Here is a 24,240-nt window from a genome sequence, read left to right as displayed (position 1 = left end):
GGCGATCAGCGCAGTGGGTCGAACGGGCGGAGTTCTGGAGCCGTCGTGCCGGTCACGATGCGTTCGGCGAGCAGCTTGCCGCTGATCGGCCCCAACGTCACTCCCCACATCCCGTGGCCTCCTGCGACGAAGATGCCCGGTGCCCTGGTCGCTCCGAGCAGCGGGAGCCCGTCCGGAGTCATCGGCCGCGGACCGACCCAGATGTCCTGGGCACCCGACCAGTCCACACCGGACAGCAGCGGCTTCACCGAGCGGACGATCGCATCGACGCGGCCGGGCTGCAGCGGGTCGTCCGGGCCGCGGAACTCCATCGTGCCCGCGATGCGCAGCCGGCCCTGGTACGGGGTGCACGCCACCTTCGCGGCCGGGAAGTAGACCGGCGTCTCGGCCGGTTCGTCCGTCGGGACGCTGAAAGAGTAGCCGCGACCGGCCTGCACCTGGGTGCGCACACCCAGCTTCCTGGCCAATTCCGGGAGCCACGAGCCGGTCGCGACGACCACTGCGTCGCCGAGTTCCGGCGGGCCGGTGTACGTTTCCACCGCGATACCGCCCGGACCGTGCCGCATCGCTCGCACTCGTGCGCCTGCGACGATGCGTCCGCCGCGTTCGCGGACCGATTCGGCGAGGGCCTGCACGAACGGGCCGGGCTCCAGGTATCGCTGGCCGTCGAGTTCCAGGACCTCGACGATCTGGTCGGACAGCTGGGGAATCGCCGGATTCGCCGGCTGCCAGCGGACGTCCAAACCGGCGCGGCTGACCTGTTCGAGCTCGTGACGCAGCGCGGCGCTGTGGGCCGGATCCGCGAACCCGACCAGGATGGGGCCGCTGTGGGTGCTGGCCCGCACACCACCGGTGGTCAGCTCGTCGAAGGTCTGCAACGCCAGTCGGTTCACCGGCACCAATGCCGCCATCGAACGCCGCCAAGCCCGGGGCGTGCAGCGGGCGGCGAAACGGGCGAGGAACGCCAGCACCGCCGGGTCCGGACGCAGCGGAATGTGCAACGCGGCGTTCGGATCCCCCAGCGACCGCAGCGCCGACACCAGCACGCTGGGCTCTCCCAGCGGGGTGGCGAGGCTCGGGGTCAGCCAGCCCGCATTGCCCCACGAGGCGCCCGCGGCGACGCCGCTGCGGTCCAGCACCACGACCTCCACGCCGCGTTCCTGCAGGAACCAGGCGGTGGAAAGGCCCACCACGCCGGCACCGACCACCACGACCCGGCGAGGCGCGGGTACATGAGAAACCACCTGTCACCCTCCTTGAACGCGCAGTTGCAAGCCCACCGCGAGACGGGCATCCGGATTGCTCAGGTCCAGGCCGCTGACCTCGGTGATCCGTCGCAGCCGGTAGCGCAGGGTGTTGGGGTGCACGTGCATCACTTGCGCGGTCCTCGCCACATCACCGAACGCGTCGAGGTAAGCGGAGAGGGTCGCGACGAGCTGGCTGTGGTGGTCGGCGTCGTAGGCGGTCAGGGCCTGGACCGGCCCATCGCGCAGTTCCTCGTCGTCGACCACCAGATCCCACAGCCGTGCCAGGAACAGCCGCTCCCACACCTCGTCCACCCGCGCAGTCCGCCGGTCACCGCTGCGCAGCACGTCCAGCACCGCATCCGCGTCCGCGCGAGAACGCGGCGCCTCCCCCGGCGACCACGCGACGCGCCCCATCCCGACGATCGCTGCAGCGTCGCGGCGAGTCGCGAAACCTTGCAACAAGCCCAATGCGTTCCTGGACTCGGCATCCGGATCCGCCGTTGTCAGCGGCAAGATCGCGTAGGCGGTCCCCAGTGCCGACGCCGTCGCGACTTTGGATTGCCGCACCGCGAGGTGCAAGCTCAGCAGTTCGCATAAGCGCTCTGCTGCCAGCTCGCGCTCGGCGCCGTCCTCGTGCCGGTCGGACGGCTCGGCGGCCACGACGCACAGCGGGACCTCCGCCAGCTCCAGCCGCCGCGCCGCGAGCTCCGCGCCGCTGCCGCCGGTCAACACGCGTCGGACCAGCTCCGATCGACGCCACTTCCCCGCGTTCTCGGCCGCGCGTTGTTGCAGCAAGTGCAATGCCGCCGTCTTCGCGGCAGCGACGAACGCACGCTCCTCGTCCGCGGTGAACGGCCGACGCACCGCCGCCCACATCGCGCCCAGGATTTCCTCGCCAGCGCGCACCGCCACCGCCACGCGGGGAAGCACATCCGCACCGCCCAAGTCGACCCACACCGGTTCGCTGGTGCGGTAGAGCCGCTCGAAAACCCCGTTGTCGGCGAGCCTTTTCTGCCATTCCGGTGGCACCTGCCGGGCGAGCACGGTCGCCGCCCTCGGTGCGTCGGCGGCGGCCTGATCCGCTGAGAAGGCCACCACCCGCGCCGAGCGGTCCTCGATGGTCACCGGCGTGTCGAGCGCCGCTCCGACCGCGTTGGCCAGGGCGAACAGTTCGCCGATGTGGTTGCCGGTCAGCTCCGCCTGCCGCTCGTCGAGCTCACCGTCCAGCAGAACAGTGCGCACCAGCAACAAGATCTGGGTCCAGGACGCAGCGCCGCTCGCGCTCAGCAGCGCCACTCCGGAGGATCGGACGGCCTCGCGCAGCGGTTCGTCGACGACCAGCGGCCCGCGGACCACCAGGGCCGACGCGGCATGTCGCCCCAGTTGCAGCAGCAGATCCCCCGGATCTGCCACCCCGACGCCGAGCACCAGGGCACCGGCCGGTGGTTTCAGGTGCTCGTCGGGGTCGTGCACGGCGACGGTGGTGACCTCCGACGGCGGCGGATCCGGGCACACCGCGACGTCGAGCACGGTGCTGCCGAGATCTTCCAGAATGCGGGCCAAGCTGGCCCTCGGCCGAGCGTTCATCCGCCGATACTGCCTCAGCGGCGGGCCCACCTCGACCCCGTCGACGAGCGGTTCCGCGGCTGGGCACATGACCACAGCCTCACCGATCCGCGGCCTGGGCGCTTCGTGCGATCACCAGAGCGGGGGCCGCCCAGTTTCGTCTGACCCGACGAAGCCAACCGGGCCGGCTCGACACAACAATCAGCGAACGCCGAACAGCCGTGGAGGAAAGATGGATTCCACCGCGACCAACACGACCGAGCAACCGGCCGTGACCCCGTCCCACATTCGCCGCACCGCCACCGTCACCATCGCGCTGCTCATGGGCGTTTGGGTCATCGACTACGTCGACCGGGTCATGATGGCGGTCGCGCTGCCGTTCATCGGGGCGGAGTTCGACCTCAGCAAGACCTCGCAGGGCTGGCTGATCACCGCCTTCTCGTTGGTGTACCTGGTCTGCCAGATTCCCGGCGGCGTCCTCGCCGACCGGTTCGGGGCGCGACGGCTGCTGATCATCTCGCTGCTGCTGTGGTCGGCCTTCACCGCTCTCACCGGAGCCATGTGGGGCTTCGTCTCCCTGCTGGTGGTCCGTGCCCTCTTCGGGGTGGGCCAAGGGCTGTTCCCCGGCGCGTCGTTCAAGGCGATCGCCGAGCGCACGCCCCCGAGCCACCGGGCCACCGCGGCCGGCGCCATGCTGGCCTCCAACAACCTGGGCGCCGGGTTGGCCCCGCTGATCGCCGCGCCGGTGGTGTTCGCGCTCGGCTGGCGGCACACGTTCTGGGTCACCGCGCTGGTGGGCGTGGTGATCGGCATCCTGCTGTGGGCGATGCTGCCGAAGCCGCTGCCCACCCGGCTGACCGAGGTTCCGCTCCCGAACCGGACGACCGTGTCCATGCGCCACGTCCTGCGGTCCGCGGCGGTGTGGAAGTTCGCCGCCTTGTTCTGCGCGACGAACATGCTCGGCTACGGGATGATCACCTGGGTTCCGAGCTACCTGCTGGAGGAACGCGGCATTTCGCTGCTGAACACCGGCGTGCTCGCCGCGATCCCGCTGCTGGTGATGTGCGTGTGCACGTTCCTCGGCGGTTGGCTGTTCGACCGGTTCTTCACCGAGCGGGCGCGCTGGTTCGTCATCCCGGTGCTGCTGGCCGCCGCCGCGATGCTGGCCCTGATGCTCAACGCCGACACCGCTGGTGAGTTCACGTTCTACCAGACGATCGCGATGGGCATCGCCGGATTCGCCTACATGAGCATCCTCGGCATGCCGGTGCGAGCGCTGCCGCCGGCTGTGGTCGGGTCCGGCATGGGGGTGGTCAACGCCGGCGGACAACTCGCCGGGGTGATCGCACCGGTGGCGATGGGTTGGCTGGTGGACCACTTCTCCTACACCGCAGCGTTCGGTTTCCTGATCGGCAGCACGGTGCTCGGCGCCTTGCTCGCCCTGATCGTGCCGAAGCGCCCGGCCGATTTTGACATCCACGCTGGAAGGAGCAAGGCATGACGGACTACGACCTGGTGCTTCGCGGCGGGCGGGTGATCGACCCCGAAACCGGACTGGATGCGGTCCGCGACGTCGGGATCTCCGGCGGCGCGGTCCGGGAGATCAGGTCCGGCCCGTTGACCGGGAGGTCCGTGGTGGACGTCACCGGGCACGTCGTCAGCCCCGGTTTCATCGACCTGCACAGCCACAGCCCGGACATCGCCACGCAACGCCTGCAGGCCATGGACGGCGTGACCACCGCGCTCGAACTGGAAGCCGGGGTGTACCCGGTGGCACCGGCCTACCGCCAAGCAGCGCTTGAGGGGCGCCCGATCAACTACGGCTTCTCCACGTCGTGGGCGGTGGCGCGGATGCACGTCGTGCTCGGCATCAAACCCACCGGCACGCTCGACGACTTCTTCGCCAACATCGGGCGAGAACCCTGGCAACGGCCCGCATCACCAGCCGATGTGCAGCGGGTGCTCGGCGTGCTGGAGGCCGATCTGGCCGACGGCGCGCTGGGCATCGGCATCCTCGTCGGCTACGCACCGTGGATCGACCCGTCCGAATACCTCGCCGTCGCCGGGCTCGCCGCCAGAGCCGGGCTCCCGACGTACACGCACGCGCGCGAGTTGGTCGAGATGGACCCGCAGACCCCGATCGACGGCGCAGAGGAGATCGTGCGGGCTGCGGCGGAAACCGGCGCACACATGCACTACTGCCACGTCAACAGCACCTCGCTGCGGCAGGTGGATCGCGTGCTGGGGCTGGTGCAGAAGGTGCGTTCGGAAGGCTCCCGGGTCACGACCGAGGCCTACCCGTACGGCGCAGGCATGACCGGCATCGGCGCGGCGTTCCTCGCGCCAGAACTGCTGCACCGACGGGGTTTGACGCCCCACTCCATCGGCTACCTGGCCACCGGCGAACGCATCCCGGACGAGGCGACGCTGCGGAAGGTGCGCGAGCAGGACCCGGGCGGCGCGGCGTTCGTGCACTTCTTCGACGAGAACGACCCGGCGGACCTCGCCTACCTGAAGCGTGCGCTCACCTTCACCGACGCGGCGGTCGCCAGCGACGCAGCACCGCTGCTCTGGCGGTCCTCGCCACGCGATCCGCTGCAGTGGCCCCTGGCGCCCGACGTGGTCACCCACCCCCGCACCGCCGGCACTTTCGCCCGCAGCTTGCGACTCCTGGTCCGCGAATCCGGCGAGTTGAGCCTGCCGGAGGCAGTGCGCCGCTGCAGCCTGGTGCCTGCCGACGTGCTCGGCTCCGCGGTACCCGCGATGCGGCGCAAGGGCCGGATCCAACCGGGCAGCGACGCCGACATCGTCGTCTTCGACCCGGAAGCGGTGACCGACGAGTCGACCTACGCCGACACCGCGCGGCCGTCCACCGGATTCCGCCACGTGCTGGTCTCGGGAACGTTCGTCGTGCGCGACGGAGAGCTGTGCACCGACGCACTGCCCGGCAAACCGGTCCGACACCGATAGCGCCGTTGAGCCCTCGTGATCACGGTGGCGGTGCGGAGTCACCGCTTGCGGCGCGGGGGCGGGGCGGTGGACTCGCGCACCACCAGGGAGTGCGCCGTGGTGCGGCGACGGGGGCGGGCCGGCGGTTCCTTCAAGGCGAGGAGCAACGCCTGCTCTCCCATTTCCGCCATTGGCAACCGGACCGTCGTCAGCGCCGGCGACAGGTGCTCCGCGACGGCCACGTCATCGAAGCCCGCCACCGAAATGTCCTTCGGCACAGTCATTCCGCGCGCTCGCAGGGCGGCGAGGACACCGATCGCCATGTCATCGTTGAGCGCGATCACCGCGGTCACGTCGGGGTGCTCGTCGAGGACGCGCCGCATGGCCAGCGTGCCTCCGTCGCGCGTGAACGCTTCCTCGATGACAGGAATGTCCTCAATTGACAGTCCGGCCGCTTCCAATGCCTGCGCGGCGCCCGCGAGGCGATCGGCCACTGTAGTCAGGGCCCGGGGGCCGGCGACGAAGGCGATCCGCCGGTGCCCCAGGGAAAGCACGTGCTCGGTGATCGACCGGCCACCCGCGGTGTTGTCCGGCAGCACCGCGTCGGTGCCGAGGTGGTGGCGCCCGATCACCGCGACGCGGCCCCCTGCTTCCTGGAACGCCTGGAGGTCCTGCTTCACCGGCGCCTGCTTCCGCGCATCCACGAAACCCGAGCCGGCAATGATGATCGCCCGGACCCGGTTGGCGATCAGCGTGCGGACCTGGACGAGCTCGTTCTCCGGGTCGCGCCCCGTGTGGCAGATCTGCACGGTCAGGCCCTGCTGCGCGCCGACGCGCAGCACCCCGCTGGCGATCTCGGTGAAGTAGGGGTCGCCGATCTCGTGCACGAGCAGTCCGACGCTCGTGCTCGCGCCGCCGGCCAGCGTGCGGGCGTGCACGTTGGCGACGTAGCCCATCTGCGCGGCGACTTCGCGCACCCGCTCGGCGATGGCGTCGCTGACGCCCGCGGACCCGGACAGCGCCCGCGACGCCGCAGCGATCGACACCCCGGCCCGCTCGGCGACGTCGATGAGCCTGAGCCTCGCGCGTTGCTGTGGCATCCGTGACCCCTTCCGCTCCGGTCCGCCCTGCGGTCCGCGCCCACCATCATGATCCGTGACCTTGCCACTTCGTCCGATGGTTCCTATTCTGCCGTAAGCGCTTACGAAAGCGCTTGCGGATGCCCCCAACGACGGGTGGACCATGAAAATTTCACAACGTCTTCGACTAGGTGTACTCGTGACCAGCGCGAGCCTCGCGCTGACCGGCTGCCTCAGCTCGGGCGCCGGAGGCAACGACGACAGCATCCAGATCGGCATCTCCCTGCCCCTCACCGGCGACTTCTCCGAGCCTGGCAAGGGCGTCCGCCGCGGTTACGAAGCGTGGGCCGACTACGTCAACGCCCGCGGCGGGTTGCTGGGCCGCAAGGTCGAGCTGACCATCCTCGACGACCAGTCCAGCGCCGACCGCGTCGCGGCCGACTACGAGAAGCTGATCAACCAGGACGGCGCCGACCTGGTCTTCGGACCCTTCTCCACCCGTCTGGTGATCCCGGCGGCGCAGGTCGCCAAGGACTACGGCTTCCTGTTCGTCGAACCGGCCGGCGCCGCCGAGGAAGTGTTCAACCAGGGCTTCGACAACCTCTTCTACGCCGCGCCCGCGGTCGCCGAGGACCACTACAACCACTTGGCCGCGGCGATCCTGGCGATGCCCGCCGATCAACGCCCGAAAACCGCCGCGTACGCGGCCATGGACGACCCGTTCGCGCAGGGCACCGCCTACGGTTTGAAGGGCAAGCTCGAAGCGGCGGGAATCCGCACGGTGGTCGATGAGGTCTACCCGCCCAACACCACGGATTTCGGTTCCATCGCGGCCAAGATCGCCGATTCACGGGCGGACCTCGTCGTCGGCGGAACGCAGTACCAGGACGCGGTCAACCTCATCCTGGCGTTGCGCCAACTCGGCTACCAGCCCTCGATGGCGGCCTTCTCCACCGCACCGACCAACCCGGAGTTCGCCAAGGCCATCGGCGAGCAGACCGAGGGAATCCTCTCCCCCACCGGGTACACGCCGGAAGCGAACTTCCCGTCCAACAAGGAGTTCGTCGAGCACTACACCCGGATGTTCAACTCCCAGCCCAACGAGGACGAGGCGAACGCGTGGACCACCGGGCAGGTCGTGGCCGCCGCCGTGCAGGCCGTCGGCTGCGCCGATCCGGACCCCGACTGCCAGCGCAGGCTCATCGACTGGCTGCACCAGAACGAGGTCGACACCGTGGTCGGCAAGCTCAGCTGGGACGCCACCGGAAAACCGCGCGGCGCGCACCTGATCCAGCAGTACGTCGGCGGCCGGATCCGCATCGTGCTGCCCGCGGAGACCAAGGAAGCCGACCTGGTCCACCCCAAGCCGGCGTGGTGATGCACAAGAGACTGGTCTTTGTCTTTGAAGCGGCGCAGCCGCTTAGCCCACCCTCCCAACCGGCACCGCCGCGGGTTCTCAGGGGTCTTCTCGCGAGGACAGCCCCGACGTGGTGAATTGGCATTCATGAGTCGGGGATCCCACAGCGAGAAGGCGACCGTAATTCCCGCAGGGGGGCCGCTACCCGCACCGCCAACGCAAAACGAGTCTGGAAAGAGGCTCTAAATGACCGGATCGCTTCTGTTGCAGAGCTTGGTGCTCGGGGGGCTGCTCGGCGGGCTCTACGCCCTCCTCTCCGCGGGCCTGACGCTGTACTTCGGCGTGATGCGCGTGGTGATGCTGGCGCACTCGGCCTTCCTGATCCTGGCGGCGTACCTGGCCTGGTTCTTCAACCTCCAGACCGGTTTGGACCCGCTGCTGTCGCTGCTGGTGACCGTCCCGCTGTTCTTCGCGGTGGGCGTGCTCATGCAGCGGCTGCTGATCTCGCGGCTCCGCCCGGCGACGCTGACCATGATGTCGGTGCTGCTGACGTTCGCCGTCGCGCTGGTGATCGAGGGCGCGCTCGGGCTCGTCTTCAGCGGCACCCACCGGCGCATCCAGCTGCCCTACTCCGGCGCGGACATCCAGTTCTTCGGCGCCAGCATCCCGGTGGTGAAGCTGATCGCGTTCGGCCTCGCCGCGGCGTCGCTGGCCGGGCTCTACCTGCTGCTGAAGAAGACCCGGTTCGGCCAGGCGCTGCGCGCCACGATCCAGCACCGGGAGGCCGCGCAGCTGGTCGGCATCAACACCGGCCGGATCGCCGGCTACGGGTTCGGGTTGGGCCTGGCCACCGCGGCGATCGGCGGGACTGCGCTGGCCCTGGACTCCACGATCTACCCCTCGCTGCATTGGCACTGGATCGGCCCGCTGATGGCGATCATCGTGGTGGGTGGGCTGGGCAGCATCCCGGGGGCGGCGATCGCCGCCATGGTGCTGGGGCTCGGCCAGAGCCTGCTCCAGCTGCCGCTCGGAACGACTTGGGCGCAAACGGTTTTCTACGTCGCGCTGTTCGCCACCTTGCTGCTGCACCCCCAGGGATTCTTCGGAGGCCGCCTTGCGCAGCGTTTCTGATCCCGCCCGCGCCGCGAAGCTCGTCGGCCTTCTCGCGCTGGCCGCGCTGGTGGTCGCTTTCCCCGCGCTGGCACCGGATCCGTTCATCCTGTCGGTCGGCGTGGTGATCATGAGCTATGCCGTGCTGGCCACGTCGTGGAACTTCGTAGGCGGGTTCACCGGCTACGTCTCGCTGGGCCACGCGGCGTACTCCGGGCTCGGCGGCTACGCCACCGCGCTGCTGGTCGTGCGCGCGGATCTGAACCCGTGGCTCGCGCTCGTCCTCGGCGGCGTGGTCGTCGCGGTGCTCGCGGTGCCGATCGGCATCGCCAGCCTGCGGGTGCGCGGTGCGTCGTTCGTCATCGTCTCGATCGCGCTGGTGCTGATCACGCTGCTGGTCTTCCAGAGCTGGGGAGACTTCACCGGCGGCTCGAACGGTTTGCGCGTACCGCGCCCGTTCGGCCCGGACGTGCTCCGCCCCGAGCAGCACGAGCGGTTCTTCTACCTGCACGCCGCGCTGCTGGCCGTCGCCCTGCTGTGCTGGTGGGCGATCGACCGCTCCCGGTTCGGCTCCGGGCTGAAGGCGATCCGGGAAGACGAGGACAAGGCCGAAGCGCTCGGGGTGCCGACCTTCACCTACAAGCTCGTCGCGTTCGTCGTCTCGGCGTTCTTCACCGCCCTGGGCGGCGGGCTCTACGCGCTGTGGTTCGGGTTCCTGGACCCGATCTTCCAGTTCTCCGTGCTGACCGGTTCCTACCTGGTGCTGATGAGCCTGCTCGGCGGCGTGCGCAGCCTGTTCGGGCCGGTGCTCGGCGCGGTGATCGTCGGCTACGCCGTGGAGTACTTCAAGGCCCAGTACGGCGACACCCAGCTGCACCTGGTCGCGCTGGGCGTGCTGCTCGCCGCAGTCGTGCTGTTCATGCCGGACGGGATCATCCCGGCGCTGCGCGACCTGCTGCACCGGTTCCGCCCGCGGACGGCGTCGATCCGGGAAGTCAGCCAGGCCGAGCTCGCCGAGCAGCGCCGGGCCGGGACCGTCGAGGAGGCGCGCCTGTGAGCACGGGACTGGAAACCACCGGCCTGACCAAGTCCTTCGGCGGAGTGCGCGCCGTCGACGGGGCCACCGTCGCCTTCCGGCACGGCAAGGTCAACGCGCTGATCGGCCCCAACGGATCGGGTAAGACCACGTTCTTCAACTGCGTCACCGGGATGATCAAACCCGATTCGGGCACCGCGAGCTACCACGGCCGGGACATCACCGGCCGTCCGCCGCACCGGATCGCCCGCGCGGGCATCGGCCGCAGCTTCCAGCTGTGCCGGATCTTCCCGCGGATGACGGCGCTGGAGAACCTGCTGGTCCCGGTCCGCTCCCGAACCCTGCTCGGCCAGCTGGTCTCCGCGCGCCAGCGCGCCGACCTGGACCGGGCGCGCGAACTGCTCACCCGCGTCGGCATCGAGCACCTGGCCGACGTGCAAGCCCGCGACCTGTCCTACGGCCAGCAGAAGCTGCTCGAACTCGCCGGGGTGCTGATGGCCGATCCCGAGACGGTCCTGCTCGACGAGCCCGCGGGCGGGGTGAACCCGGCGCTGATCGAGCGGATCGGGGAGCTGGTGCGCGCGCTCAACGCCGAGGGCCGGACCTTCCTGATCGTGGAGCACAACATGGACCTGGTGATGAGCCTGTCCGACCACGTGGTCGTCTTCGACCGCGGGCGGCCGATCGCCGCGGGCACGCCCGACGAGGTCCGCAACGACCCACGAGTCCTGGAGGCCTACCTTGGGATCTGAGCAGCGGGGTTCGGGCGAGCACCTGCTCGAACTCGTCGACGTCGAGGCCGGGTACGGGCGCGCGGCGCTAGTGCTGCGCGGGCTGACAGTGCGGGTGCCGTCGGCCAGCGTGGTCTGCCTCGTGGGGCCCAACGGCGCCGGGAAGTCCACAGTGCTCAAGGTCGCCAGCGGCATGCTCACGCCGCGATCCGGCCGGATTCTGGTGTGCGGGAAGGACGTCACGAGCCGCCGCCCGCAGCAGATGCTCGAAGCCGGCCTGTCCCACGTGCTCCAGGGGCACAGCGTGTTCAAGGAGATGACGGTCGCGGAGAACGTGCTGCTCGGCGCGTACACGCTGCGGGACAGGTCCAAGATCGCCGACCGCGTGGCCTTCGTCAAGGAGCTGTTCCCGGTCGTGGCCGAGCGGTGGGACGCGCTGGCCGGGGCGCTTTCCGGCGGCCAGCAGAAGCAGGTGGAGTTCGCCCGGTCGCTGATGGTCAGCCCGAAGGTCGTGCTGCTCGACGAGCCGTCGATGGGCCTGGACCCCAAGGCGACCGAGACCGTGTTCGCCCAGGTGGCGCGGATGCGCGATGCGGGGACGGCGGTGCTGCTGGTGGAGCAGAACGCCCGCCGCGCATTGGAGGTCGCCGACCTGGGCTGCGTACTCGACCTCGGCCGGGTGCACATCTCCGGCCCGGCATCCGACCTGCTCGCCGACCCGAAACTCGGCGAGCTCTACCTCGGCAATCGACGCTCCAGCACCACATCGTCGAAGACGTTGAAGACAGGGAGCCAGTGACGATGACCGATCGCACCTACCGCATCCTGATGAACGGCGTCACCGGCCGGATGGGCTACCGCCAGCACCTGCTGCGTTCGGTGCTGGCGATCCGCGACGACGGCGGCGTGCCGCTCGCCGACGGTAGCCGCATCCAGGTCGAGCCGGTCCTGGTCGGCCGCAACGCCGAGAAGCTGGCCCGCATCGCCGCCCAGCACGACATCGCCGAGTGGAGCACCGATCTCGACGCGCTGCTGGCCGAGGACGCCGCGGAGATCTACTTCGACACCCAGGTCACCAGCGAGCGCCGCAAGGCCGTGCTGAAGGCCGTGGCCGCGGGCAAGCACGTCTACGCCGAGAAGCCTGTGGCCGAGACCGTGGCCGAAGGCGAGGAACTGGTGAAGGCGGCCGAAGACGCCGGGGTCGTCAACGGCGTCGTGCACGACAAGATCTTCCTGCCGGGCTTGCAGAAGCTCAAGCGGCTGGTGGACGCGGGCTTCTTCGGCCGGATCCTCTCCGTGCGCGGGGAGTTCGGCTACTGGGTATTCGAGGGCGACCTGCTTCCCGCGCAGCGGCCGAGCTGGAACTACCGGGCCGAGGATGGCGGCGGCGTGGTGCTGGACATGTTCTGCCACTGGAACTACGTGCTGGAGAACATTTTCGGCCGGGTCCGCGCGGTCACCGCGAAGGCCGTCACGCACATCCCGGAGCGCTGGGACGAGGACGGGCAGCGCTACGACGCCACCGCCGACGACGCGGCTTACGCGATCTTCGAGCTCGACGGCGGGGTCATCGCGCAGATCAACTCGTCGTGGGCGGTGCGGGTGGAACGCAAGGAACTGCTGGAGTTCCAGGTCGACGGCACGCACGGGTCGGCGGTCGCGGGCCTGTTCGGCTGCCGGATCCAGCCGCGGGTGCGCACCCCGCGGCCGTCGTGGAACCCCGACGTGCCCACCACCGAGGACTTCCGCGGCCAGTGGGACGAAATCCCCGACAACGCGGAGTTCCACAACGGTTTCCGCGCGCAGTGGGAGCGGTTCCTGCTGGACGTGCACCACGGCAGGCCGCACCCCTACGACCTGGCGGCCGGGGTGCGCGGCCTCCGGCTCGCCGCCGCCGGTCTCACCTCGTCGGCAGAGGGCCGCCGCATCGAGCTGCCCACCGGCGGCGCGGCATGACCGCGATCGAACTGCCCACCGGCCAGGGCACCTGGGCGCGAGTCGTGCTGCGCGAACCCAGGCGGTGGAAGGAACATCCGCAGCCGTACGGCTCGCGGGTCGCGTTCGCCGCCGCGCACGTCGTCGCCGACCCGCTCGGCGACAACACCCCGGGGGCGCCGGCGGCAGTGGACTGGGAGTCCACATTGGCCTTCCGCCGTGAGCTGTTCCGCTACGGGCTCGGGGTGGCGGAAGCGATGGACACCGCGCAGCGCAACATGGGCCTGGACTGGCCCGCGGTGCAGGAACTCGTCCGCCGCAGCGCCGATCAGGCCCGCTCCTCCGGCGCTCGGATCGCCTCCGGGGCGGGCACCGACCACCGGGCCGGGGCCACTACCCTCGACGAGGTCGTCGCGGCCTACGAGGAGCAAGTCGGCTTCGTGGAGTCGACCGGTTCGCAGGTGATCGTGATGGCCTCCCGTCAGCTGGCCGCCATCGCCCGCGCCGCCGACGACTACCGGCGGGTGTACGACGCGGTGCTGCGGCAGGTCGCCGAGCCGGTGATCCTGCACTGGCTCGGCGAGGTCTTCGACCCGCACCTGGCCGGTTACTGGGGCTCGACCGACCTGCCCACAGCCACCGAGTCCTTCCTCGACCTCGTCCGCGACCACGCCGCGAAGGTCGACGGCGTGAAGGTGTCCCTGCTGTCGGCCGAGCACGAGCGTGGTCTGCGCGCCGCGCTGCCGACCGGCGTGCGCCTCTACACCGGTGACGACTTCAACTACCCGGAGCTGATCCGCGGCGACTCGCAACACCACTCGGACGCGCTGCTCGGCGCGTTCGCCGCGATCGCCCCGGCCGCGTCGGCGGCGCTGGCCGCGCTCGACGATGGCGACCTCGCGACCTACGACGCGGAAATGGATGCGACGCTCCCGCTGTCGCGGCACGTGTTCAGCGCACCGACCTTCTACTACAAGACCGGGATCGCCTTCCTGAGCTGGCTCAACGGCCACCAGCCGGGCTTCACGATGCTCGGCGGGTTGCACTCCGCGCGCAGCATCGTGCATCTGGCGCGGATCTTCGCGCTGGCCAACGACGCGCAGTTGCTGGTCGATCCGGAGTTCGCCGCGCAGCGGATGCGGTTGTGGCTCGACGCTGCGGGGGCCGCTGCATGAGCGCGCGCGACGTGCCGACGAACGCACCGGCCAGGGTGCCGACTCCGCAGCCCGGTGACCCGCGGCTGGCCCGGCTCTCGCTGAACCAGCGCACCACCGCCAACTGGTCGCTGCGCGAGGCGGTGGCGGGCTGCGTGGCCGCCGGGCTCGGCAGCATCGGGGTCTGGCGCGAACCGGTTGCGGAGGTCGGGCTGGAGGTCGCCGCGCGGATGGTCCGCGATGCCGGGCTGCGGGTGTCCTCGCTGTGCCGCGGCGGTTTCTTCACCTCCGGCGATCCGATCGGCGACAACATCACCGCCCTCGACGAGGCCGCAGCGCTCGGTTGCGACGCGCTGGTGCTCGTGCCCGGCGGGCTGCCCTCGGGCGACCGCGATCTCGCCGGCGCCCGCCGGCGCGTGGCCGATGCCGTCGCAGCATTGGTCCCGCACGCCCGCGAACGCGGTGTGCGACTCGGCATCGAACCGATGCACCCGATCTTCGCCGCCGACCGCGGGGTGATCTCGACCCTGGCCCAGGCCCTGGACATCGCCGAGCAGCACCCACCGGACGTGGTCGGCGTCGTGGTCGACACGTTCCACGTGTGGTGGGAGCCGGGCGTGCTGGAGCAGATCGCGCGCGCCGGGCAGCGGATCGTCGGCTACCAGATCTGCGACTGGATCACCCCGCTACCCGCGGACACACTGCTCAGCCGCGGGATGGTGGGCGACGGCCACATCGACTTCGCAGCGCTCACGCGCGCGGTCTCAGCTGCCGGGTACCGCGGGGACGTCGAGGTCGAGATCTTCAACGCCGACGTCTGGGCCGCGCCCGGCTCCGACGTCCTCGCCACCCTGACCCGCCGATACGTCGAGTTCGTGGAGCCGCACCTCTAGCCACCAGGAGGAAGTCCACATGAGACGAAGAACATTGCTCACCGGGTTGGTCATCGGTCTGTGCGCAACGGCCATCCCGCCCGCCTCCGCCGCCCCGGGGCTCGTGGTGGTCCGACCCGCTGCCACGGACCGGCATTGGGCCCCGCTGACGCCGGAGAAGTGGGAGTTCACCGCCGGTCAGGTGGTCATGACCGATCGCGGAGTGCCGCCGGAAGGCCCGCGCCGCCCGTTCGAGTACGCCATCGTCCGAAAAGGACCGGAGTTCGGCTCGCTGAGCCTGACCGGCGAGGTCCGCATCGACGAACCGGTGACCCGCAACGACCGCGATGTCGTGCTGATCTTCAACTACCAGTCCCCCACCCGCTTCTACTACGCGCACCTGTCGCAGGACAACACGATCTACCCGCACAACGGGATCTTCGTCGTCGACAACGCTGACCGGGTCCGCATCGACGACCAGTGGGACGGCACCACAGGCGCACCGCCCGCCATAGGCGACACCGACTGGCACGACGTCCGCCTCGACTACCGCGCCCAGAGGGGTGAGGTCGCGGTGTACGTCGACGGCGCCGACGAGCCGCTGATGACCGCGACCGACACCACCTTCTCCGGTGGCCGGGTCGGTTTCGGCTCGTTCGACAACTACGGGCGCGTCCGCGGCGTCACCATCATCGGCACTCCCGCTTCCTGACTTTCCGGAATTTCTCCCGCAGTCCGCCGCTTTCCGCCGGTGGCCTGCGCCCCATGACCGACCCACAACGGCGAGGGATGGAGTCCTACCATGCGCGTGCGCAGATCTTGGTGCGCCGCGGTCACCGCAGTGGTGGCCGCAGCGACCCTGTTAGCACCACCGGCGGCCGGTGCCGCCGACGAACCGATCATCGATCCGATCCCCGAAGAGCCGCAGCAGTCCCGGCTCGGCCTGGTGCTCCAGGAGGTCGCGCAGCTGCCCGCGTCCGAGGCGACGCCACCGGCGACCGACCCGCGGCTGATCCGGCACAACCGGATCAACTACGTCGGCGAGGTGCCCGACGGCTCCGGCCGGATGTTCGTACCCGACCTCAACGGTCCGCTGTACCTGCTGGACGGCGGTCAGCAGCACGTGTACCTGGACTTCAAGGCGCGCTTCGAGCACTTCTTCTCCGGGCGCGGGATGGGCAGCGGCTTCGGATTCGTCGCCTTCCACCCCGACTTCGCGCGCAACGGCAAGTTCTACACGGTGCACAGCGAGGACAAGGCGGCCATCGACTCCGAGGAGCCGACCTATCCGAACCAGCCGAACGCGTCCGTGCAGAGCGTGGTGACCGAGTGGACCGCCGACGATCCGGCCGCCGACGTGTTCTCGGGTTCCCAGCGGGAGATCTTCCGCTTCGGGTTCACCACCCAGATCCACGCGATCCAGCAGATCGACTTCAACCCCACCGCCAGGCCGGGCGACCCCGACTACGGCCTGCTGTACCTGGGAGTCGGTGACGGCGGCATCGGTCTGGACTCCGACGTGCCGCAGGACATGAGCACCCCGGCGGGCAAGATCCTGCGGATCGACCCGGCGGGCAACGATGGCCCAAGCGGCCAGTACGGCATTCCGGCGTCAAATCCGTTCGTCGGCACACCCGGCGCGCTGGGCGAGATCTACGCAGTCGGCATGCGCGACCCGCACCGGTTCAGCTGGGATCCCGGGGGGCGGCACGCGATGTACCTCGGCCACATCGGCCAGCACGCGATCGAGGCGGTGTACGAGGTCCGCGCCGGGGACAACTTCGGGTGGAGCGAGCGCGAGGGCGACTTCACCTTCCGCCCGGAGAACCAATGCTACCTGTACCCGCTGCCGGCGGACGACGAGAAGTACGGCTACGTCTACCCGGTCGCGGCCTACGACCACGATCCGCCGCAGGGCTGGCCGTGCAACTCCGACAGCGGCCACGCGATCTCCGGCGGTCAGGTGTACCGGGGAACGCAATTCCCGCTGCTGCGGGGCAAGTACGTCTTCGGCGATCTGGTGGACGGACGCGTTTTCTACACCGACGTCAACCGGATGAAGCGCGGCGCGGAACGCGCGCCCCTGCACGAGTTGCAGCTGTTCGACACCGCGGGCAAGCAGATGCGGATGACGGACTTCGTCGGCGACGGCCGGGTGGACCTGCGCTTCGGCACGGACGCGCAGCGCAACCTGTACCTGCTCGCCAAGGCCAACGGCAAGATCTGGAAGGTGGTCGGAACCCGCGCGGCCCCCGGCTCGGAGGTCACCGAGCAGGTGCAGCGGAACCTGGTCGCCTACTACGACTTCGAGCGCCCCTTCGCCGCCGACGATTCCCGCGAGCTAGACCGCGGCTCGTCCCGCACCCTGCTGAGCCTGCTGGGCGGCGGCGAGGACATGCGGGTGGCCGACGGCGCGTTCCCCGGCAGCAACAACGCCCTCCAAGCGCAGCAGGTCAACCCCGAAGTGGCCGGCAACGACGACTGGAAAGCCGGTGTCTGGGACGGCAACGGGGTCTCGTCGCTCAGCGCGTTCAACGGCGTCGAGGGCGCGACCGTGATGGGCTGGTTCAAGATGACCGGCGAGAACCCCAGCCCCGACTCGAACACACCGGACCCGGGCGACCGGTACAACGCCGTCGGTCTCGCTGGGATACTCAGTGGCGACTCCGACGGCCACGACGTCCGGGCGCTGCTGGAGCTGATCCAGGTCGACGGTGAACTGCGGCTGGTGGGGCTGGGTCGCCGCATCGACGGCGGCAGCTCCCAGACGTTCGCCGCCGAGCAGGACTGGCGCGAGCTGCTCCCGCCCGGCGAATGGGTGCACCTGGCGGCGACGTTCGACTACACGACGGGCGAAATCGCCCTCTACCGCAACGGCGAGCCGCTCCCGGGCTTCTACACGGTCCCGGGCGATCCGTGGCAGCTCGACGGGTCGGGAACGACGAAGACGAACCCGCGAGGGATCAAGATCGGCGGCAGCTTCCCGCAGAACACGGCGGAGCGAAACCCCTGCAACTGCCGGATGGACTCGCTGATGTTCCTGAACACGGCGGCAGAACCAGACGCGATAGCCCACCAGTACCGCCGCTTCTTCCAACGCTGAGCCCCGAGGCGGGGCGCGGCCCACCCGCGCCCCGCCCCCGACCCACGACCGTCAGAGCTCGCCGGCCGCAGAAACCCACGACCCGCGCTCGGCCGGGAAGAACTCGCCACTCGCCTGCAGAAGAACGCACTTAGGTCGTTTCAGCATGGTGCGTAGGCATGCGGCCGGCTGGGGTGCAGGGCGGTGATTTCGCGCGAAATCGCCGTTCCTCGTGAGGGCCGGATGGTGATTTCGCGCGAAATCACCATCCGGCGCCAGGCACCGGCGCCTTCGGCATCAGCCGGGCGGAGCCATCCTGAAACGACCTCTTAGCACTGGGGCCTGAGACCTCTCCAGAAGGATCATGTCCCGACGCAGCGCTGGCCCGGTGAGGAGTTGAGCGCTGTGCCAGCCTGTCATGGTTCAACGGGGAGGTCCCGGCGATGGGTACGGCATGCCATGTGCACAGCCGCTGGACCAGCTCGGAGGGCACCGCTCGGATGCCTGGCGGGGCGGTTCAGGCGCGCTGAGCGGTCTTGCCCGGGAACGCCGGGAAGGACGCCAGGCCGCGGACGACCGACGTCGGGCGGCGCACCGCGGGTCCGGCGCGGCGCAGATCGGGCACCCGGGTGGCCAGGCAGCGGAACGCGACCTCCCCCTCGATCCGCGCCAGCGGGGCGCCGAGGCAGTAGTGGCTGCCCGAGGAGAAGGCCAGGTGCTCGCCCTGGACCTCCCGGGTGATGTCGAAGCGGTCGGGATCCTCGTGCTTCGCCGGGTCCCGGCCGGCCGAGGCCAGCAGCACCAGCACCGGCGTGTCCTTGCGCAGCCGGCGGCCGGCGAGCTCGAGCGGCTCGTGCGCGATCCGGCCGGTCATCTGCACCGGCGGGTCCCAGCGCAGCGCCTCCTCCACCACGGCCGGTGCCAGGCTCGGGTCGGCGCGCAGGAGGTCCCACTGCTCCGGGTGGTTCAGCAGCGCGTTCGCGCCGTTGCCGACCATGCTGACGGTCGTCTCGAAACCGGCGACCAGCAGCAGGTTGCACAGCTGCACCAGCTCCGTGCTGGTGATCTTGTCATCGTCGAGCGCGGTCACCAGGTTGCTCACGACGTCGTCGCCAGGGTCCGCGCGGCGCTGCTCGATGAGCCTGGCGAACATCGCGTCCAGCTCGTTCAGGGATTCCCGCATCTGCCGGAGCTGCTTGGTCGAACGGACCCCGTCCAACGAGCCGGACACCACCAGGCCGTGGTGCCCCAGCCGGTCGGCGTCCACTTGGGACAGCCCGAGCAGGTCGCAGATCACCCGGATCGGCAGCAGACTGGCGTAGTCGCGGACCAGGTCGAAGCTGCCGCGCGCGATCGCCTCGTCCAGCAGTTCGTTGGCGATGTCCTCGATCCGCTGGCGGTACTTCTCCATGCGGCGCGGCCGCAGCTCCGGCGCGGCCAGGCGCCGGATCCGGGTGTGGTCCGGCGGGTCGAGTTCGAGCAGCGAGAGCTGGAGGTCGACGGCGGCCGCGGTGGGGTCGCCGTAGGACCCGTCGCTGCGGAGCACGCCGAATCGCCGGTCCCGCAGCACTTCCTCGCAGAGTTCGTGGGTGGTGCAGATCAGCAGCCCGAGCTTGCTGCGGATCAGCGGTCCCCGCGCCCGCATCGCCGCGTAGATCGGGTACGGGTCGTCGCGCCACGGGGAGTGCAGCAGGCGGGCGAAGGAATCACCGCCCTTGGCGAACAGGTAGGCCAGCGCCCCTTGGGCGAACAGCCTCGCCCGGAGCCCGAGCTCGGCGAACGTGCTCTGGTCGGCCCGGGACTGCTGACCGGACATCGTGGAACCTCCGTCATCCTTGGGATGAGAACCTGTTCGAGAACTCGTTCTGCGTGACGGAGTAGCGGAACCTCAGAAGCCGTCCAGACTCCGTCCTCCGCAATTTCCATTGAAATCGGACCTTCGATTTCAATGGAAATTGCGGCACTTCGCTACGGGACGCGGGGGCGGCCGATGGCCGGGGCGTCGAGGCGCATGGTGTCGGGCAAGGCTCGCGGTTCCGGAACCAGGTGCAGCCGCTGGACCCCGGCTTCCGCCGGCCGTTCGGCGCTGCATTCGCAGCGCTCGTCGGTGAAGCCCGCGAAGCGGTAGGCGATGTCCATCATCCGGTTCCGGTCGGTGGCCCGGAAGTCGGCGACGAGGTGCACGCCGGCCCGGAATGCCTGGTCCACCAACCAGTTCAGGACAACCGTGCCCACCCCGAAGGAGACCACCCGGCACGAGGTGGCCAGCAGCTTGAGGTGCCAGTGGTCGGGGCGGGTTTCCAGCAGCAGCACGCCGATGGCGCCGTGCGGGCCGAAGCGGTCGGTGAGCGTGGCCACCAGGACCTCGTGGGCCGGGTCGGCGCAGAGCTCGCGCAGCACGGCGTCCGGGTAGTGCACCCCGGTGGCGTTCATCTGGCTGGTGCGCAGCGTCAGCTCTTCGACCCGCGACAGCTCCTCGTCGTCCGCCCGGCCGACGCGCAGTTCGAGGCCCAGCGTGCGCAGGAACTCCTCGTCGGGCCCGGCGAAGGACTCCCGTTCGGACTCCCGCTGGAAGTTCGCCTGGTACAGCTGCCTGCGCCGCCGGGAATCGACCGTCACCGCCCGCGGGCTGAACTCGGGCAGCCCCGGCAGGGCCAGCGCCTGGTCGGCCGGGTAGCAGCGGACCTCGGGGAGGTGGAAGGCGACCTCCGCGCGTTCGGCCGGCTGGTCGTCGATGAAGGCGATCGTGCCGGGCGCGAAGTTCAATCGCTCAGCGATGCGGCGAACCGAATCCGACTTGCGCCCCCAACCGATCTGGGGAAGCACGAAGTAGTCGGCCACGCCCAGCTCCACCAGCCGCGTCCACGCCAGGTCGTGATCGTTCTTGCTGGCCACCGCCTGCAGGACGCCGCGGGAGTCGAGCTCCTCGATGACGGCGGTGATCCCGTCGGCCAAGCGCACGTTTCCGTCCTCGACCAGGGTGCCCCGCCACAGGGTTTCGTCCAGGTCCCAGACCAGGCATTTCACCAGCGTCTGCTTGTCGTCCATCGGTACTCCCGAAACGTTCATCGTGCTGCGGTCAGCGCGTGCTGCGCCAAGATGAGCTGGCAGATCTCGCTGCTGCCTTCGATGACCTCCATCAGCTTCGCGTCGCGGTAGGCGCGGGCCACGACGTGCCCGTCGCGCGCGCCCGCCGAGGCCAGGACCTGCACCGCCGACGCGGCGCCCGCAACGGCCTGGCCGGAGCTCACGTGCTTGGCGAGCACTGTGGACACGACCGCGTCCGGAGAACCGGAATCCCAGCAGCGACTCGCGTGTTCGCACGCCCTCGTCGCGACCTGCTCGGCCACCAGCAGCTCGGCGAGGTGCCGGGCGACCAGCTGGTGCTCCGCCAGCGGTTTGCCGAACTGCCGTCGCGACGCGGCGTGCCCGCTCGCCGCGGCCAGACAAGCCCGCAGGATGCCGACGCAGCCCCAGGCCACCGACATGCGGCCGTAGGCGAGGGCCGTCGTGACCAGCAGCGCGAGGGACTGGCCGGTGCCGCCGAGGACGCTGTTCCTCGGCAGCCGCACGGAATCGAAGCGGACGTTTGCGTGCCCTGCCGCGCGGCAACCCAGCGGCTCCGCGATCCGCTCCACGTGCACGCCGGGTGCCGAGGCGGGCACGACGACCGCGGCAGCGCCATCCCCGTGGCGGCCGAAGACCACCAGCAGGTCCGCGTAGTGCGCGGCGGTCATCCACACCTTCTGCCCGCTCACGACGACGGAGTCGCCGTCCTGGCGGATTTCGGTGCCGATCGCAGACAGGTCGCTGCCCGCCTCCGGTTCGCTGAACCCGACCGCAGCCAGCTCCCCGCCGGTCAGGCGCGCGAGGTAGGTGCTGCGCTGGTCGGCGTCGCCGAGTCGCTGGATGGTCCACGCCGCCATGCCCTGCGAGGTCATCACGCTGCGCAGCGAGCTGCAGAGGCTGCCCGCGTGGGCGGTGAACTCCCCGCAGGCGAGGCTGTCGAGGCCGAGGCCGCCGTGCTCCGTCGGGACCTGGGGGCACAGCAGGCCCCGGTCGCCGAGTTCGCGCAGCACCTCTCCCGGCAGGAGTCCCGCCACGTCCCAGGAATCGGCTTGGTCGCCGACGAGCGCCGCGACCAGAGCGCGTTCGTCGGCGAGCCGCTCAGGCGCCATCGGTGGGCGCGGCCCGTTGGAGCCGGTGGACGAGGTCCGCCATGGCGTTGACGGAGCGGAAGCTGTCCATCTTCAGGTCCGGTCCGACGATGGACACGTCGAAGGTCTGCTCCAGCTGGACCACCAGCTCCATCGCGAACAGCGACGTGATCAGCCCCTCCGCGAACAGGTCCCGGTCGGGTGCCACCGACGTCCTCAGCCGCTGTTCCAGGAACGACAGCAGCTCGCGCTCGATCGCCGCGCGGGAACCCTGCTCGACCGATTGATCCGTTGTCATGAGAGCACCTCTCCGTAGTCGTAGAAGCCCTGGCCGGTCTTGCGCCCCAGGTCTCCGCTGGCCACCTTCTCCAGCAGCAGGTCGCACGGTCGGCAGCTCTGCTCGCCGGTCCGCTCGTACAGCGCCGCGAGGGAATCCACGAGGTTGTCCAAGCCGATCAGGTCCGCGGTCCGCAGCGGGCCGGTCGGGTGGCCGAGACAGCCCTGCATCAAGGTGTCGACCGCGTCCACCGTGGCGGTGCCGCGCTCCACGATCCGCGCCGCCTGGTTGATCATCGGGTGCAGCAACCGGCTGGTGACGAACCCGGGATCGTCCCGCACGACGACCGGGGTCCGGTCGAGCGCGCCCAGCAGCGACTCGACCGCCGCGACCGCCGCGTCGGAGGTGCGCGGGCCGCGGACGAGTTCCACCATCTTGATCAGGTACGTCGGGTTCATGAAGTGCGTCCCGACGAGCTGCTCGGGGCACGGCAGCTCCTCGGCGAGTTCGTCTATGGGGATGCCCGAGGTGTTGGACACCAGGGGTGTTCCGGGCGGGACCACCGCCGCGACCTCGGCCAGCACCTTCCGCTTCACGTCGGGAAGTTCGGTGACCGCTTCCAGGACGGCGGTCGCCCCTTCCGCGCCCGCGACGGACGTGCTGGTGACCAGTTCGCCGGCGGGTTGGTCGGCGGGCAGCGCGCCCAGCAGGTGGGCGTGCCGCAGCTGCCGGGCGATCCGCGCCCGCGCCTGATCCAGCGTCGGCCGGTCCACGTCTACCAGGTGCACGGGCAGCCCGTACCCGATGGCCAGGGTCGTGATGTTCGATCCCATCACCCCCGCCCCCAGGACGGTGAGCCGGTGTTCTCCCGGACCGAATTCCACCGCATCTCCTATCGAAGTGTGGAGGCCACCCGCCGCCGACCGTCCTGTTCGGACGGCCGGATGGACGGGAGGCTGGTTGTCGTCTCAAGTCGTTCCTGCCCGCCGGAGGTGGGCCTGGGCATCAGGACACCTTCTTCCGGACTAGGGAAATGCCGTCCGCCATGGTCAGCATCGCGAGGTCGACCCGGTCGTCGGCGCGGATGCGCGAGTTGAGCTCGCGCAGCGCGGCCGTGTCCGGATCCTGGGCCGCCGGATCGACGACCCTGCCGAAGAACACCGTGTTGTCCAGCACGATCAGCCCGCCTGGACGCACCAGGGCGAGGGCGTCCTCGTAGTAGCTCGGGTAGTTCGCCTTGTCGGCGTCGATGAACACCAGGTCCGTCCGGTTCCCGCCGCCCTCGGCGATGAGTCCGGCGAGCGTCGTCCGCGCATCACCGACGCGGACCTCGATCCGGTCGGCGACACCGGCGCGCTTCCAGTACGGGGCGCCGATCGCCGGCCACCTGTCGGTGATGTCGCAGGTCACCAGGCGCCCGTCGGCGGGAAGTGCCCGGGCCATGCACAGCGTGCTGTAGCCGGTGAAGGTGCCGACCTCCAACACGGAACGGGCCCCGATCAGCCCGACCAGGAACGCGAGCAGCTGCCCTTCCTCGGGCATGACCTGCATGACCTTCCCCATCGGATAGGCCACCGTCTCGTCGCGCAGTTCGCGCAGGATCTCGTCCTCCCGCAGCGAAACCTCGCGGACGTAGGAGAGCAGTTCCGGGGAGAACCCGGTTTGATCGGCCATGTCTTCTGCAACCT

The 24,240-nt window shown here is 70.0% G+C and carries 21 protein-coding genes; 12 read left to right on the top strand and 9 right to left on the bottom strand.

Translation table 11 applies throughout. From position 1 onward, the window contains the following. Nucleotides 1-5: 5 nt before the first annotated feature. Nucleotides 6-1,244, bottom strand: a complete 1,239-nt coding sequence (locus E1288_RS15780) for an NAD(P)/FAD-dependent oxidoreductase (protein WP_132485727.1) — start codon at nt 1,242-1,244, stop codon at nt 6-8. 3 nt (nt 1,245-1,247) lie between these two features. After that, on the bottom strand, nt 1,248-2,834 hold the full coding sequence (locus E1288_RS15775; protein WP_132485725.1) for a PucR family transcriptional regulator: 1,587 nt from the start codon (nt 2,832-2,834) through the stop codon (nt 1,248-1,250). A gap of 211 nt (nt 2,835-3,045) precedes the next feature. Between E1288_RS15775 and E1288_RS15770 the strand changes: the two genes are divergently transcribed. Continuing rightward, the gene (locus E1288_RS15770) at nt 3,046-4,314 is read left to right on the top strand and encodes an MFS transporter (protein WP_132485723.1); all 1,269 of its coding nucleotides are present in this window, start codon (nt 3,046-3,048) and stop codon (nt 4,312-4,314) included. Then, nucleotides 4,311-5,783, top strand: coding sequence for an amidohydrolase family protein (locus E1288_RS15765; RefSeq protein WP_132485721.1), 1,473 nt, complete (start codon nt 4,311-4,313; stop codon nt 5,781-5,783). The genes E1288_RS15770 and E1288_RS15765 overlap by 4 nt, the downstream gene beginning before the upstream one ends. A gap of 38 nt (nt 5,784-5,821) precedes the next feature. On the opposite strand, the gene E1288_RS15760 is transcribed toward E1288_RS15765, so the two are convergent. Further along, nucleotides 5,822-6,862 carry a LacI family DNA-binding transcriptional regulator gene (locus tag E1288_RS15760; RefSeq protein WP_132485719.1) on the bottom strand — a complete coding sequence of 347 codons (1,041 nt, stop codon included), beginning with the start codon at nt 6,860-6,862 and terminating at the stop codon, nt 5,822-5,824. A gap of 178 nt (nt 6,863-7,040) precedes the next feature. Between E1288_RS15760 and E1288_RS15755 the strand changes: the two genes are divergently transcribed. The 10 genes from E1288_RS15755 to E1288_RS15710 all read left to right on the top strand — a co-directional run bounded on the left by E1288_RS15755 (nt 7,041) and on the right by E1288_RS15710 (nt 18,139). Next, the gene (locus E1288_RS15755; protein WP_132485717.1) at nt 7,041-8,219 is read left to right on the top strand and encodes an amino acid ABC transporter substrate-binding protein; all 1,179 of its coding nucleotides are present in this window, start codon (nt 7,041-7,043) and stop codon (nt 8,217-8,219) included. 225 nt (nt 8,220-8,444) lie between these two features. Then, the gene (locus E1288_RS15750; RefSeq protein WP_132485715.1) at nt 8,445-9,329 is read left to right on the top strand and encodes a branched-chain amino acid ABC transporter permease; all 885 of its coding nucleotides are present in this window, start codon (nt 8,445-8,447) and stop codon (nt 9,327-9,329) included. Next, on the top strand, nt 9,313-10,365 hold the full coding sequence (locus tag E1288_RS15745) for a branched-chain amino acid ABC transporter permease (RefSeq protein ID WP_132485713.1): 1,053 nt from the start codon (nt 9,313-9,315) through the stop codon (nt 10,363-10,365). Before E1288_RS15750 ends, E1288_RS15745 begins: the two co-directional genes overlap by 17 nt. Then, entirely contained in the window at nt 10,362-11,096 is a 735-nt protein-coding gene (locus tag E1288_RS15740; protein ID WP_132485711.1) for an ABC transporter ATP-binding protein, read from the top strand. The genes E1288_RS15745 and E1288_RS15740 overlap by 4 nt, the downstream gene beginning before the upstream one ends. Continuing rightward, nucleotides 11,086-11,874 carry an ABC transporter ATP-binding protein gene (locus E1288_RS15735; RefSeq protein WP_132485709.1) on the top strand — a complete coding sequence of 263 codons (789 nt, stop codon included), beginning with the start codon at nt 11,086-11,088 and terminating at the stop codon, nt 11,872-11,874. Before E1288_RS15740 ends, E1288_RS15735 begins: the two co-directional genes overlap by 11 nt. Nucleotides 11,875-11,876: 2 nt before the next feature. Further along, a complete protein-coding gene (locus E1288_RS15730; RefSeq protein WP_207954369.1) occupies nt 11,877-13,031 on the top strand; it encodes a Gfo/Idh/MocA family protein in 1,155 nt (384 codons plus the stop codon). Next, entirely contained in the window at nt 13,028-14,185 is a 1,158-nt protein-coding gene (locus tag E1288_RS15725) for a dihydrodipicolinate synthase family protein (RefSeq protein WP_132485707.1), read from the top strand. Before E1288_RS15730 ends, E1288_RS15725 begins: the two co-directional genes overlap by 4 nt. Then, nucleotides 14,182-15,057: a sugar phosphate isomerase/epimerase family protein gene (locus tag E1288_RS15720; protein ID WP_132485705.1), complete on the top strand. Its 876-nt coding sequence runs from the start codon at nt 14,182-14,184 to the stop codon at nt 15,055-15,057. The genes E1288_RS15725 and E1288_RS15720 overlap by 4 nt, the downstream gene beginning before the upstream one ends. A gap of 19 nt (nt 15,058-15,076) precedes the next feature. Next, a complete protein-coding gene (locus E1288_RS15715) occupies nt 15,077-15,748 on the top strand; it encodes a hypothetical protein (protein WP_132485703.1) in 672 nt (223 codons plus the stop codon). 90 nt (nt 15,749-15,838) lie between these two features. Beyond that, on the top strand, nt 15,839-18,139 hold the full coding sequence (locus E1288_RS15710; protein ID WP_132485701.1) for a PQQ-dependent sugar dehydrogenase: 2,301 nt from the start codon (nt 15,839-15,841) through the stop codon (nt 18,137-18,139). Between the two features lie 496 nt (nt 18,140-18,635). Here the strand turns inward: E1288_RS15710 and E1288_RS15705 are convergent, their stop codons facing one another. The 6 genes from E1288_RS15705 to E1288_RS15680 all read right to left on the bottom strand — a co-directional run bounded on the left by E1288_RS15705 (nt 18,636) and on the right by E1288_RS15680 (nt 24,226). Next, complete coding sequence (locus tag E1288_RS15705) at nt 18,636-19,934, bottom strand: cytochrome P450 (protein ID WP_132485699.1); 1,299 nt, start codon at nt 19,932-19,934, stop codon at nt 18,636-18,638. A 152-nt stretch (nt 19,935-20,086) separates the two neighbouring features. Beyond that, the gene (locus tag E1288_RS15700) at nt 20,087-21,166 is read right to left on the bottom strand and encodes an HAD-IIIC family phosphatase (protein ID WP_132485697.1); all 1,080 of its coding nucleotides are present in this window, start codon (nt 21,164-21,166) and stop codon (nt 20,087-20,089) included. Nucleotides 21,167-21,183: 17 nt separating this feature from the next. Then, the gene (locus E1288_RS15695; RefSeq protein ID WP_132485695.1) at nt 21,184-22,296 is read right to left on the bottom strand and encodes an acyl-CoA dehydrogenase family protein; all 1,113 of its coding nucleotides are present in this window, start codon (nt 22,294-22,296) and stop codon (nt 21,184-21,186) included. Beyond that, the gene (locus E1288_RS15690) at nt 22,286-22,573 is read right to left on the bottom strand and encodes an acyl carrier protein (RefSeq protein WP_132485693.1); all 288 of its coding nucleotides are present in this window, start codon (nt 22,571-22,573) and stop codon (nt 22,286-22,288) included. Before E1288_RS15690 ends, E1288_RS15695 begins: the two co-directional genes overlap by 11 nt. Continuing rightward, the gene (locus tag E1288_RS15685; RefSeq protein ID WP_268951836.1) at nt 22,570-23,436 is read right to left on the bottom strand and encodes a 3-hydroxyacyl-CoA dehydrogenase family protein; all 867 of its coding nucleotides are present in this window, start codon (nt 23,434-23,436) and stop codon (nt 22,570-22,572) included. The genes E1288_RS15690 and E1288_RS15685 overlap by 4 nt, the downstream gene beginning before the upstream one ends. A 121-nt stretch (nt 23,437-23,557) precedes the next feature. Next, nucleotides 23,558-24,226 carry an O-methyltransferase gene (locus tag E1288_RS15680; protein WP_132485691.1) on the bottom strand — a complete coding sequence of 223 codons (669 nt, stop codon included), beginning with the start codon at nt 24,224-24,226 and terminating at the stop codon, nt 23,558-23,560. Nucleotides 24,227-24,240 lie beyond the last annotated feature (14 nt).

The sequence above is a fragment of the Saccharopolyspora elongata genome (assembly GCF_004348985.1).
GTDB classification, from domain to species: domain Bacteria; phylum Actinomycetota; class Actinomycetes; order Mycobacteriales; family Pseudonocardiaceae; genus Saccharopolyspora; species Saccharopolyspora elongata.
The sequence above is the reverse complement of the archived record's forward strand: the minus strand, read 5'-3'. Positions and strand labels throughout refer to the sequence as shown.

Excerpts from the sequence above, each read along its gene's own strand:
- E1288_RS15775 (WP_132485725.1), bottom strand. The coding sequence starts at position 2,834 with ATGAACGCTCGGCCGAGGGCCAGCTTGGCCCGCATTCTGGAAGATCTC.
- E1288_RS15770 (WP_132485723.1), top strand. The coding sequence starts at position 3,046 with ATGGATTCCACCGCGACCAACACGACCGAGCAACCGGCCGTGACCCCG.
- E1288_RS15765 (WP_132485721.1), top strand. The coding sequence starts at position 4,311 with ATGACGGACTACGACCTGGTGCTTCGCGGCGGGCGGGTGATCGACCCC.
- E1288_RS15760 (WP_132485719.1), bottom strand. The coding sequence starts at position 6,862 with ATGCCACAGCAACGCGCGAGGCTCAGGCTCATCGACGTCGCCGAGCGG.
- E1288_RS15750 (WP_132485715.1), top strand. The coding sequence starts at position 8,445 with ATGACCGGATCGCTTCTGTTGCAGAGCTTGGTGCTCGGGGGGCTGCTC.
- E1288_RS15730 (WP_207954369.1), top strand. The coding sequence starts at position 11,877 with ATGACCGATCGCACCTACCGCATCCTGATGAACGGCGTCACCGGCCGG.
- E1288_RS15725 (WP_132485707.1), top strand. The coding sequence starts at position 13,028 with ATGACCGCGATCGAACTGCCCACCGGCCAGGGCACCTGGGCGCGAGTC.
- E1288_RS15720 (WP_132485705.1), top strand. The coding sequence starts at position 14,182 with ATGAGCGCGCGCGACGTGCCGACGAACGCACCGGCCAGGGTGCCGACT.
- E1288_RS15715 (WP_132485703.1), top strand. The coding sequence starts at position 15,077 with ATGAGACGAAGAACATTGCTCACCGGGTTGGTCATCGGTCTGTGCGCA.
- E1288_RS15710 (WP_132485701.1), top strand. The coding sequence starts at position 15,839 with ATGCGCGTGCGCAGATCTTGGTGCGCCGCGGTCACCGCAGTGGTGGCC.
- E1288_RS15705 (WP_132485699.1), bottom strand. The coding sequence starts at position 19,934 with ATGTCCGGTCAGCAGTCCCGGGCCGACCAGAGCACGTTCGCCGAGCTC.
- E1288_RS15700 (WP_132485697.1), bottom strand. The coding sequence starts at position 21,166 with ATGGACGACAAGCAGACGCTGGTGAAATGCCTGGTCTGGGACCTGGAC.
- E1288_RS15695 (WP_132485695.1), bottom strand. The coding sequence starts at position 22,296 with ATGGCGCCTGAGCGGCTCGCCGACGAACGCGCTCTGGTCGCGGCGCTC.
- E1288_RS15690 (WP_132485693.1), bottom strand. The coding sequence starts at position 22,573 with ATGACAACGGATCAATCGGTCGAGCAGGGTTCCCGCGCGGCGATCGAG.
- E1288_RS15680 (WP_132485691.1), bottom strand. The coding sequence starts at position 24,226 with ATGGCCGATCAAACCGGGTTCTCCCCGGAACTGCTCTCCTACGTCCGC.